5 protein-coding genes are annotated in these 12,326 nt (G+C 72.3%); 4 read left to right on the forward strand and 1 reads right to left on the reverse strand.

Annotation, left to right across the window (positions count from 1 at the left end; genetic code table 11):
• Position 1: 1 nt before the first annotated feature.
• Positions 2-6,940 (reverse strand): SDR family NAD(P)-dependent oxidoreductase, encoded by a 6,939-nt coding sequence (locus ACFYZR_RS23745; protein WP_391913407.1) that lies wholly within the window; start codon positions 6,938-6,940, stop codon positions 2-4.
• Positions 6,941-7,461: 521 nt separating this feature from the next.
• On the opposite strand from ACFYZR_RS23745, the gene ACFYZR_RS23750 reads away from it, so the two are divergent.
• The 4 genes from ACFYZR_RS23750 (at position 7,462) to ACFYZR_RS23765 (ending at position 11,763) form a co-directional block, all read left to right on the forward strand.
• The gene (locus ACFYZR_RS23750) at positions 7,462-8,604 is read left to right on the forward strand and encodes an amidase domain-containing protein (RefSeq protein ID WP_391913410.1); all 1,143 of its coding nucleotides are present in this window, start codon (positions 7,462-7,464) and stop codon (positions 8,602-8,604) included.
• Entirely contained in the window at positions 8,604-9,860 is a 1,257-nt protein-coding gene (locus ACFYZR_RS23755; protein ID WP_391913431.1) for a hypothetical protein, read from the forward strand. Before ACFYZR_RS23750 ends, ACFYZR_RS23755 begins: the two co-directional genes overlap by 1 nt.
• Before the next feature lie 56 nt (positions 9,861-9,916).
• Positions 9,917-10,813, forward strand: coding sequence for an esterase/lipase family protein (locus ACFYZR_RS23760; protein ID WP_391913412.1), 897 nt, complete (start codon positions 9,917-9,919; stop codon positions 10,811-10,813).
• Between the two features lie 62 nt (positions 10,814-10,875).
• Positions 10,876-11,763: an esterase/lipase family protein gene (locus tag ACFYZR_RS23765; protein ID WP_391913414.1), complete on the forward strand. Its 888-nt coding sequence runs from the start codon at positions 10,876-10,878 to the stop codon at positions 11,761-11,763.
• The last annotated feature ends 563 nt before the right edge of the window (positions 11,764-12,326 follow it).

A 12,326-nucleotide genomic window follows, 5' to 3' on the forward strand; every position in this document is an offset into this window, starting at 1 on the left:
CTCACCGGCCCGTCGCGGTGTAGACCACGGCGTCGGTGGATTCCTCGCCCCAGGCGAGCTCGCGCAGCAGGCACAGCGCCCCCTCCTCGGGGTCGATGAGCCCGACACCGCGCCGCGCGTACTCCCGGGCGAGCTCGGGGGTCACCATGCCCGCGTGCTCCCCGTCCGGCGCCCAGGGCCCCCAGTGCACCGTCAGCGCGCGGGACGCGGACTTCCGCGCCCACCGGCTGCCGAGGGACTGCAGGGCGTCGTTGGCGGCCGCGTAATCCGCTTGGCCGCGGTTGCCGAGAACGGCCGCGACGCTGCCGAAGAACACGACGAACCGGGGAGTCCGCGGCAGCTCGTCCAGCGCCGCCAGCAGGGTGCGCGCGCCGTCGACCTTGGTGCCGTAGACCCGGCCGAAGGACTCGGGGTCCTTCTCGGCCAGGACCCGGTCCTCGATGATCCCGGCCGCGTACACCACGCCGTCCAGCCGGCCGTGTTCGGCGTGGACGTCGGCCACCAGGCGTCGCACCGCCTCGGGGTCCCGGACGTCCACCGTGCGGTAGCGCGCCGGGCTGCCCAGATCCCGCAGGGTGTCGAGGGTACGGCGGACCTCCCGGCGGGCGAGGATCTCCGAGACGGCCCGCTCGATGCCGGCCGGGGAGCGTTCCCCCTTTTCCGGCAGGACGCCGTCGGCCAGGACGGTCCGCAGCGCGGCCCGGTCCGGCGCCTGCCGGGTGGCCGCGTCCTCGAGGTCCTCGGGCTCGTCCGGCAGGGCGGTCCGGCCGGCCAGTTCGATCCGGCAGCGGGAGGCCGCCGCCAGCGTCGCGGCGATCCGGGCGGAGATGCCCCGGGCCCCGCCGATCAGCAGCACCACCGCGTCCTGGCGCAGGCCGATGGCGGCCGCCTCGGCCGTACCGTCCCCGGCCGGGCCCGCGCCGCGGTCGCCCAGCGCGCCGAGGCCGGCGGCCGCGGTCTCGAGGCCGGACCGGACGCCGTCCGGCGACCGCAGTACCACCGGGGCCGGCTCCTCGGCCGTCAACTCGTCCACCAGCGCGGCCGCCATTTCGGCGGCCGTCAGCCGCGGGGCCAGCTCGACGAACCGGGCGAGGGTGTCCGGGTACTCCCGCGCGACGGTCCGGAACATGCCGCGCAGCCCGTCCGCCCGTCCGTCGGTCCCGGCGGGGACGTCCGCGTCGGCGGCGGGCGCCGCCGCGAGCAGCCAGTGCGGCCCGCGCCGCAGCGCGGCCTGGAACACCGGGAAGGCCCCGGGCAGGAGCGGCCCGCCGCCGTCCCGCGACAGCGCCTCCAGGTGGCACACCCCGTCCAGCGGGCCGTCCTCGTCCGTGAGCATGTGGTCCGGCGGCAGGACGACCGTCTGCGCACCGCGGGCGGCCAGCAGGGCGGCCAGCGCGTCCGGCACCGGTCCGGCACCGCCCAGCAGGGCGAACCGTGTCCCCTCCAGTATCGCGAAGTTCCCGTCGGGGGAGGGCAGGCGGACGCTGCGCAGCACCAGCCTGCCGGGCACCTCGCCGGTGACGACCGGCCCGGGGCCCTCCGCGGGGGCGGGGGCCCGCGGCGCGGGGGCCGTTCCCCCGCCGGGCAGCCGCTCCTCCAGCAGCTCGGCGATGCCGGACGCCGTACGGGCCTTGGAGACCGCTTCCAGTTCCGCGTCGTCGAGCCGGGGCAGGGAGGTCCGGTCGGCGCCGAAGCCCAGCCGTGCGGCCAGCTCGCCGACGATCTCGACCCGCTTGATCGAGTCGATGCTCAGGTCGGCCTCCAGGTCGAGACCGGGCTCGATCATGTCGAGGGGATAGCCGGTGCGTTCGCTGATGATGTCCAGCACGGTCGCCAGCACGTCCGCCGGTGCCCCGGGTGCCGCCGCCGGGGACGGCACGGGAGCGGCGGCAGGATCGGCGGCGGGAGCGGGCTCCGGCACGGCCGGCCGGAGCGCGGCCGGCACCGGCGTGGCCGCTGCCGCCGCCGGCGCGACCGGCGGCACACCCGCCGCCCCGCCGAGATACGTCAGCAGCACGTCGCGCTGCGCCGCGACCAGCTCGCGGCTGGTGCACAGGAATTCGTGGACCATGCGGTCACGGTCGTCCGCCGTGCCACCGTCCTGGGCCCGGACCACTGTCATCTCCTCCATCGGTATACGTCGGGCGGGTGCGAGCGAACCGGGCAGCAGGCCGCCGTCCCTGGTGCGCGTCAGGTGCCCGTTGACGATCCAGCCGGGCCGGTCGGGGCAGCCCCCGAGGACGGCTTCGACGCTGTCGCGCCCGCGGTGCGTCCAGCCGGTGCGGACGGGGACGCCGGCGACGGCGAGCCGGGCGAGCAGGCTCAGGAGACCGCGCAGTCCGGTGCCTTCGGGGCCTTCGCACCCCACCGCTATGTGCGGACGGTCGCCGAGGATCCGGCCCACCAGGCCCGTCAGCACCGAACCCGGCCCGGCCTCCACGAAGACCCGCACACCGGCCTCGTACATTCGGTCGATCTGCTGTGCGAAGAGCACGGGGGAACCGATCTGGGCCGCCAGCTCGGACCGTATGTCGTCCGGTCGCCCGGGGTAGGCGGCAGCCGTCCGGTTCGCCCACACCGGTATCTCCGGTGCGGTCACCCGCCGGGCGGCGAGAACCTCGGCGAACCGCTCGCCCGCCGGGGCCACCAGGGGGCTGTGGAAGGCGCACGCCACCGGCACGGCCTTGGTGCCCAGGCCCCGCTCGCGCAGCCGGCGCACCGCCGCGTCGATCGCCTCCACGGGCCCGGAAATCACGCTCTGCCGGGGTGCGTTGTGGTTCGCGACCACCACCCGGTCGGCCAGCCCGGCCGCCCGCAGCTCCTCGGCGACGTCCTCGTGCCCGGCCGCCACGGCGGCCATGGTCCCCGGCTCCGCGCCGGCGGCGGCCAGGATCGCCTCCGCGCGCGCCGCGCTCAGCTCCAGCAGCGTCTCCGGCTCGAACGCCCCGGCCGCGCACAGCGCGACCAGTTCGCCGTAGCTGTGCCCGGCCACCGTCGAGGGCCGGACACCGGCCCGGCCCAGCAGCTCGGACACGGTCAGCCCCATGATGCCCAGCGCGGGCTGCGCGGCCCTGGTGTCGGTGAGCCGGGCGCGCCGTGCCTCCTCGGCGCCGGAGTCGAAGGCGGTCGGCGGGAAGATGACGTCCGCCCACTCGTGGCCGGTCCGCAGATGCCGCTGGACCTCCGGGAAGGCGATGAACAACTCGGCGAGCATGTCCGGACGCTGACTGCCCTGGCCGGGGAAGAGGAACGCCACCTCACCGCCCGGCCCGGCCGATCCGCCCGGCCCGTCCGGCCCGGCTGATCCGTCCGGCCCCGCGCCGAAGATCCCCGCCCGGGGATCGTGCTCGCCCTCCCGGGCCCGCCCCAGCAGCCCGGGCAGCTCCTCAAGGTCACGGGCCACGACTGCCGCCCAGGCCGGCTTCCCGGACGCGTCGGCGCGCCGGGCGGCGCTCAGCGCCAGGTCGCGCAGCCGCCAGGAACGGCCCTGCCGGTCGTTCCGCGCGACCAGCTCCAGCAGCCTGTCGATCTCCCCGGCGGCCTCCGCCCGGTCGGCGCCGTGGAAGACGAACAGTTCCGCCGGCCAGGCGTCGAGCCCGTGCCGGGGCGGAGGCCCCGCCGCGTGCCCGCGCAGCACCACGTGGAAATTGGTGCCGCCGAAGCCGAACGCGCTGACCCCGGCGACCCGCTCACCGGGTGCGGCCGCCCACGGGCGGGCGACGGTGTGGAAGGCGAACGGACTGCTTCGCGCCTCCCAGGCCGGATTGGGCCGGGTCAATTGCGCCGTGGGCGGCCTGACCCCGGTGTGCAGGGCCAGGGCCGCCTTGATCAGACCGGCCAGTCCGGCCGCGCACTTGGTGTGCCCGATCTGGGACTTCACCGAGCCGAGCGCGCATCCGCCCGGAGCCGCCCCGGCCTCGGCGAACACCTCGGTGAGCGTGGTGAGCTCGGTACGGTCGCCGACCACCGTCCCGGTGCCGTGCGCCTCCAGCAGACCCACCTCGGCCGGGGAGATCCCGGCATGGCGGTAGGCCCGTTCCAGCGCCGCCCGCTGCCCCTCCGGGCGGGGTGCGGTCAGCCCCAGGGACCTGCCGTCGCTCGAACTGCCGACGCCCTTGACGACCGCGTAGACACGGTCACCGTCCCGCTCGGCGTCCGCCAGCCGCTTGAGCACGACGCAGGCGACGCCCTCACCGAGCGCGATGCCGTCCGCCGCGCTGTCGAAGGTGCGGGAGCGGCCGGTCGGGGACAGCGCGTGCACCGAGGAGAAGAGCAGATAGTCGTTGAGCCCGTTGTGCAGGTCCGCGCCTCCGCACAGGACGAGGTCGCTGGTGCCGGAGGCCAGTTCCTTGCACGCCACGTCCACCGCGGCCAGCGAGGAGGCGCAGGCCGCGTCCACGGTGAAGTTCGCACCGCCCAGGTCGAGCCTGTTGGCGATCCGCCCGGCGATGACGTTGGCCAGCATGCCCGGGAACGAGTCCTCCGTCAGCCGAGGGAGTTGCTCGTCCAGCCCGGGCGGCAGTTCCCCTGTATAGGCGGGGAGCACCGCGCGCACAGTGGTGGCGTTCGACAGGTCACTGCCCGCCTCGGCCCCGAACACGACCGACGCCCTGGAGCGGTCGAAGGGACGCTCCTCGTAGCCGGCGTCGCGCAGCGCCCGCCGCGCGGCCTCCAGCGCGAGCAGCTGCACCGGCTCGATGCTGCCGAGCGAGGCCGGCGGGATGCCGTAGCGCAGCGGGTCGAAGGGGATGTCCGGCAGGAAGCCGCCCCACTTCGACTCCGTGCGGGCGCCGTCCGCGTCGGGCGCGTAGTGCAGCTCCGGGTCCCAGCGCTCCGGTGGCACCTCGCCGACCGCGTCGGCGCCCGCGACCACGTTCGCCCAGTAGGCGGCCAGGTCCGGCGCGCCGGGGAACATGCAGGCCATGCCGACCACGGCGATGTCGAGCGGGGCCGGGGCGCGTTCCGGGGCGTCCTGGCGGAACCTCTCGCGCAGCCGCCGGGCGCGCGCCACGAAGAAGCCGGCGGCTTCCGCGCTGACGGCGGCGTGCAGTTCGGGGACGGTGGTGACCGCGGCCCGCAGCACGGCCACCTGGCCGGCCATGAACATGCCTTCGGTCAGCTGCCGGGCCTCGTCCACCTCCGTGAGCGATTCGCCGGTCCGCTCCACGCCCTTGCTGGCGATCCTCAGCCGCCCGATGTTGAGCTGCTCCAGCCGCTCCCACGCCTGCCGCTCCGGGACACCGCTCTTTCGCAACTCTTTCCCGGTGAGGCGGAATTCTTCCGTGAACGGGCTGCTCACGCAGCGGGTGGCGTGGCCGGGTGCGGTCTCCAGCAGCTCGGTCCGCCGTGCTGCCAGGACCTGTCGCTGGAACACCGGCCGCACGGCACCCCGCTCCACCGCCTCCTCGGTGAACAGATACGCGGTGCCCATGAGCACTCCGACGGCCACTCCGCGGGCGGTCAGCGGCGCGGCGAGCGCGGCCACCATCGCGGCCGACCGCTCGTCGTGCACGCCACCGGCGAAGAACACCCGCAGCTCCGCGGGGTCCGCGCCCTCGACCGTGTCCAGGAACTCCTCCAGCACATCGGCCTGCGCCTCCCACAGCGCGAAGCTGCTCCGCGGTCCGACATGGCCGCCGCACTCCGAGCCCTCGAAGACGAACTTGCGCGCGCCCGCGTCCAGGAACTGCCGGAGCAGCCCGGGCGAGGGCACGTGCAGGAAGGCGTCGACGCCTGCCGCCTCCAGCTCGGCCGCCTGCGCGGGCCGGCCGCCCGCGATGACGGCGCAGGAGGGCCGGATCTCCCGGACGAGTTCCAGCTGCGCGGCCTTGATGTGCGCGGGCGCGAAGCCGAGGACGCCCACGCCCCAAGGGAGTTCGCCCAGTTCGTCGCGGGTCTGCTCCAGCAGGGTCCGGGTCTCCAGCGGCCCGGCGAGGGCCAGCGCGATGAAGGGCGTCCCGCCATGGCCGGCGACGGCGGCCGCGAACCGCGCCTGGTCGCTGACCCTGGTCATGGGTCCCTGGGCGATGGGCAGCGCGGTGCCCATCGCCCGGCTCATCGGGGAGCCGCGCAGCAGCGCCTCCGCGGCGGCGTCGTCGCGCACGGCCTCCCGGACGGCGGCGGTGACGCCGCGGACGGCCGCGCCCACGTCGCCCCAGCGCCGGGCGAACGAGGAGGCGAGGAAGCCGTCCTGGCCCACGGGGAGCAGCCGGGTACGCGGATCGTCCGTGCCCAGCAGCCGGGCGACCTCGTCGGGGTCGTCCGGCAGGGGCAGCGCGTCCGGTCCCCGGCGGCGCAGCACCCGGTGGCCGGCGGCCACCACGGTCTCCGAGCCGTCCATGGCCCGGACGGCGGCCGCCACCTGCTCCGGGACGCCGGATTCGTCGAGCAGCGCCAGCTGGGTGTCCAGGACGACGCCTGCCGCACCGCCGACGACGGCAGCCGCGGCGGTGCGCGGCCCGATGCCACCGCAGGCCCAGACCGGCAGGCCGAGTCCGGGGTCCGCCACCAGCTGCTGGAGGAGGACGAAGGTGCTCAGCTCGCCGACCGGTCCGCCGGCCTCGTTCCCGCGGGCGACGAGACCGTGCGCCCCGGCCCGCGCGGCCGCCAGGGCCGACTCGTGGTCGGTGACCTCGACCAGGACGCGGTGCCGGCCGGCGAGGTCGCCCGGGGCCAATTCGGCATCCGCGCCGAGCAGTACGGTGTGCACGCCCCCGTCGGCCGCCAGGTCGTCGGGCCCGAGCGCGCATCCCGCCCCGACGCGCACCCCGAAGGGGCCCGGCACCCATTGCCGCACCAGCCGGAGGGCCTCGCGGGCCGCGCGGCGCCGGCCCCTTCCGAGATCGAGCACGCCCAGACCGCCGGCCCGGCAGACAGCCGCAACCAGACGTGGATCGGGTTCGCCGAACGGGCTGACGCCCAGGATGGTTTCTGTGGACACGGGCACTCCGGGAGGCAGGAGAGAGGCAAGGAGGTTGTTCGGGAGCACCGGGGACGCGCGGAGCGTCGGACGCCCCGGGCCGGAGGGACGCCGCTGTCGGTGCCGGTGAGATGAGCGGGGAGGTGCGCGACGGTCAACGGCCGGCACGGAGAGAATGCGGCCCGACTTCCCGGCGGGCCTGGCTGGATCATTGCACGGTGAAGCATGAATGGAATACCCCGTTCGGTATTCTTCCGTGAATGGTGTACATCACATCAATGGTCGTATCGGTGTGGTTTGCGGGAAACCCGCAAATGAATTGCGGCAAGCCCGCAGCGGTTACGGAATTTCCGCAGAATTAGTCCGTACCAGCCGCACCTCCGGGCCCAATCGGCGTGAAAATCCTGGATAGTTGACTGTGCGTCAGATTCGAGTGGAATTCCGCGTGGAAATTTTCCCCGGTTCCGGGGTTGCTATTCCGGATCTTTATGCGAGGATCCTGCTGCCCGGCCAGAAAACAGCCGGACGGAGAAAGGGTTCCTGTGAAATCATTGACGCTCAGATCTGCTGCCGGGGTGGTCGCCTCCCTGGCGGTGTCGGCCGCGCTGGTGCCGGCGTCCACCGCGAGGGCGGAGGCCCGGCCCGGGGACGTGGACAAGACGACGGCCGAAACCCTCGGCCGTATCGCGGGTGTCGTGCTCACCGACCGGACAGCGGCGATCGTCGACGGCAAGGTGAAGGGGCACGCCACTGCGCCGTCCACGAAGAAGGCGCGCCTCTCGTCCGCGACGGCGCGTTCGGAGAAGACCGTCGTGACCGAGCTGCGTCAGCGCAGGGCGAAGCTCAAGGCCCTGGGCGAGGCGTACTCCGCCGGCGACACCCGGGTCACGGTGGACCGGGCCGGCGCCGCCGGCAAGAAGGCCACGGTGCGGGTGACCGAGACCACGCAGCTGACCTACGAGAAGATCCACGGTGACGAGCCCGGCACCACCGGCTTCCAGGCCCACCACGAGCTGAGCTTCACCGCCACCGGCAACGGGGCGTGGGAGCTGGCCGGCATCAAGAACCTGGACGAGATACCGCAGATCAACGCACCCGCGCCGACAGCACCCGAGGCGAAGGCCACGGCGGGCGCGGGCGACATGCCGAACGCCCCCGAGGCGAGTGTCTGGCCGTTCGTGAAGCGGCTGCCGAAGGACAACAGGGCGACCGGTCTCGACTACAAGGCGATGGCCGACTACGCCGAGAAGTACTGGAAGAACTACAACCCGGCCTACCGGAAGTACCCGCTGGGCAACGGCGGCGACTGCACCAACTTCGTCAGCCAGGCGCTGAAGGCCGGCGGCTGGAAGCACGCCCCCGGCAAGGCCGGCGACTACACGAAGTGGTGGTACGGGTCCGATACCCAGTCGGATTCCTGGACCGGCGTCAACGAGTGGTCCTGGTTCGCGCTGAACTCGAACCGGGTGAAGCCGCTGAAGTACGTCTACCAGATGGAGGTCGGGGACGTCCTCCAGGCGGACTTCGACCGTGACGGGTCCAAGGACCACACCATGCTGGTGACCTACCGCGACGCTCTCGGCACCCCGTATCTGACGTACCACTCCTTCGACACCTACCGGCGGTCGATGCTGAGCCTCTCGGTGACGCTGCCGTTCACCAAGTGGTACGCGTACCGCACCTGATGCGTACGGCGCGCGGCGCGGTGGTCCTGGTGACCGGGACCGCCCTCGTGCTCGGGCCGCTGTCGGGCTGCGGATCCGGTGGGGGCGGGACGAGGGCCGCGCTCCCTCCCTCCGCCCGTCCCTCGTCCGCCTCGCAGGCCCCCGCTCCGTCCGCGTCGAGCGTGGCGGAGACGGGGGAGAAGTGGGACGGAAAGGTACGGATCCTGGGCGACGGTTCGACGTCCTCCACCGGCCCGCAGCCACACCAGCCCAAGCCGGAGAAGCTCAAACCCGGCGAGAAGCCACCGCAGTTCGTGGTGTTCTCCTGGGACGGCGCACTCCAGGGCGGCGACGAGCAGTTCTCGCACTTCCGTGAGGTCGCCAGGCAGAACAACGCCCGGATGACGTTCTTCCTCACCGGCACCTATCTGCTGCCCAGGTCGAAGGCGTCGCTGTACCGGCCGCCGCGGCACAAGCGCGGCGAGATGGCGATCTCGTACGCCACCGACCAGCACATCCGGGACACCCTGGAACAGCTGAGCGGGGCCTGGCTGGAGGGCAACGAGATAGGCACGCACTTCAACGGGCACTTCTGCGGCACCAAGGGCGGCGGCGACTGGAGCGTCGACGAGTGGAAGAGCGAGATCGAGCAGTCCTACTCCTTCGTTCAGAACTGGAAGACCAATACCGGATACAAGGACCTTCCCCCACTGCCCTTCGACTACAAGAAGGAACTCGCGGGCGGCCGCGCCCCCTGCCTGGAGGGCCAGAAGAACCTGCTGAAGGCCGCCAAGTCCTTCGGCTGGCGCTACGACGCGAGCTCACCCGGCGACTTCCAGCTCTGGCCGTCGAAGAACGACGGCATCTGGAACTTCCCGCTGCAGCTCCTCCCTTACCCAGGGACCGAGCAGCAGGTCCTCTCCATGGACTTCAACTTCCTCTACAACCAGTCCGGTGACAACACCAAGGGCGATCCGGCCAAGTACGGGCAGTGGCGCAAGCTGACGCGCGACGGCTATCTCAACGGCTTCGAGCGCGTCTACAACGGCAGCCGCGCGCCGCTGTTCATAGGCAACCACTTCGAGGACTGGAACGGCGGCATCTATATGAAGGCCGTCGAGGACGTCGTGAAGTCCGTCTGCACGCGGGACGGCGTGCGCTGCGTGACCTTCAAACAGCTCGCCGACTGGCTGGACGTCCAGGACCCCCAGGTCCTTCAGAGGATGCGCCAGTTGGACCCGGCGCAGTCCCCGGACTGGACGTCCCTGGTCAAGTAACTCCCCGGTCGAGCAACTCCCCACTCCTGCCCACCCCCACCCTGTGAGGTACCCCCATGTCCCCGCACAAGAGATCCGTCCCCGCCCTCGCCTGCACCGCCTCGGTGCTGGCCCTGGCCGTGACGGCGGTCGCCGCCTCCGCGCCCGCCGCCCCGGCCGTCGCGAAGACCGCACCGGCAGGCAAGGCCGTCACCAGCGGCTGGAACAACTGGTCCTGCAAGCCGTCCGCCGCTCATCCCAACCCCGTCGTCCTCCTCCACGGCACCTGGGCCAACCAGCTGGACACCTGGTTCCTCACGGCCCCGTCGCTGGCCAAGGAGGGCTACTGCGTCTACTCCCTCGACTACGGCAAGTTGCCCTACATGCCGGGGCTCAACGGCCAGGGGCCGCTGGTCAAGTCGGCCGGAGAGGTGTCCGTCTTCGTGGACAAGGTCCTCAAGTCCACGGGCACGAAGAAGGTGGACATCGTCGGCCACTCCCAGGGCGGCGGCCCCCTGCCCCGCTACTACCTCAACTTCATGAACGGCGCCTCGAAGGTCGACAAGCTCATCGGCCTGGCCCCGGACAACCACGGCACGACCGCCTCCGGGCTGGGCACCCTCGCGCGCAAGGTTCCCGGCGTGAGCAAGGCGCTGTCCCTCTCCCTCCCCGGGCTGGAGGACCAGATCGTCGGCTCCGAGTTCATGAAGAAGCTCAACTCCAAGCCCGACACCGTGCCCGGAGTGAAGTACACGGTCATCTCGACCAAGTACGACGAGATCGCCACGCCCTACAAGTCGCAGCAGCTCTCGGGCAAGAACGTGCGCAACGTGGTGGTCCAGGACCTGTGCAGGCTCGACGTCTCCGAGCACGTCGCGCTGGGCCTGGTCGACCGCGTCGCCTTCAACGAGGTGAAGAACGCGCTCGACCCGGCGCACGCGACCCCCACCACCTGCGCCTCGTTCCTCAACTGACCCGCCGTCCGACACGAAGTCCATCCCCCACTTGGTTCATCCCCCACTTGCGAGGTAGCCCCATGTCCGTACGCGCAAGAACGCTCCGCGTCCTCGCCGGCACCGTCTCCGCGCTGGCGCTGGCCCTGTCCTTCGGAACCGCCTCCGCGTCGGCGGCCCCGGCCGCCGCCCAGGCGGACAAGGCCGTCACCAGCGGCTGGAACAACTGGTCCTGCAAGCCGTCCGCCGCCCACCCCAACCCCGTCGTCCTGGCACATGGTACGTTCGCCAACTCATGGGACAACTGGCTCCTCGCGGCCCCCTACCTGGTCCAGCGCGGCTACTGCGTCTACTCCCTGGACTACGGGCAGCAGGCCGGCGTGCCGCTCGTCCACGGCATCGGGCCGATCGCCAAGTCCGCCGACCAGCTCTCGGAGTTCGTGGACAAGGTCCTCAAGTCCACGGGTGCCAAGAAGGCAGACCTGGTCGGTCACTCCCAGGGCGGCGGCGCCCTGCCGCGCTACTACCTCAAGTTCCTGGGCGGCGCCGACAAGGTCGACAAGCTCGTGGGCATCGCGCCCTCCAACCACGGCACCACCGTCTCGGGGATGTCCCGCCTCATCGACGCCGTGCCGGGCGCCCGCAATGTCGTCTCCCTGACGATGCCGGGTGTCGAGGACCAGCTGGTGGGTTCGGAGTTCATGAAGAAGCTGAACGCCGGCGGTGACACCGTGCCCGGTGTGAAGTACACGGTCATCGCGACCAAGTACGACGAGGTGGTCACGCCCTACAGGACCCAGTTCCTGTCCGGGCCGAACGTGCGCAACATCGAGCTCCAGAACCTGTGCAAGTGGGACGTCTCCGAGCACGCCGCGATCGGCACCATCGACCGCATCGCCTTCCACGAGGTGGCCAACGCGCTCGACCCGGCGCACGCGACCCCCACCACCTGCGCCTCCGCGCTCAGCTGACCCACCCCACCCCCGTACCGGCCCGGCCGCTCTTCCCCTGGCGGCCGGGCCCCTTCCCCGTTGCCGGACGGTCCAGTGAGCATTCGCCCCCGCCTGTACGTACTTCGGCCCCGGACACGGGAAGCCCCGCCCGTCGGGTCACGGTTCCGCCCCGCCTATCCCCGCCCGGGCCGCACGGGGTTCAGGCGCTGGGTACCGTCGTGGCGCCAGACGCTGGGGCTGTCCGGCCTCGCCGTCACCGCCGTGGCCGGACTGCTGACCGTCATGTATCTGCGCACCGCGATACCCGCCGGCCTCAATGCCTTCGCCACCCGGCAGGACAACGTCTACTACTGGGAGACAACCCCTACTGAGTCTTTCGTTAGTTCTGTGGGTGCAGAGGCTGTAACAGTGCGAGGATGCTGGTGTGCCTTCTGAGCCTCAGTCTGTTGTTGTCGCAGCGTCTGTTCCGCCGTTGACGCGGCCGCAGTTGGCGGAGGCCCGGCGGATGCGCGCGGTCGAGTTGTTCGAGCGGGGACGTCCGGATGCTGAGGTCGCGCGGATGGTGGGGAGCCATCCCGAGA

Source organism: Streptomyces sp. NPDC001678 (assembly GCF_042892945.1).
Taxonomy (GTDB): Bacteria; Actinomycetota; Actinomycetes; order Streptomycetales; family Streptomycetaceae; genus Streptomyces.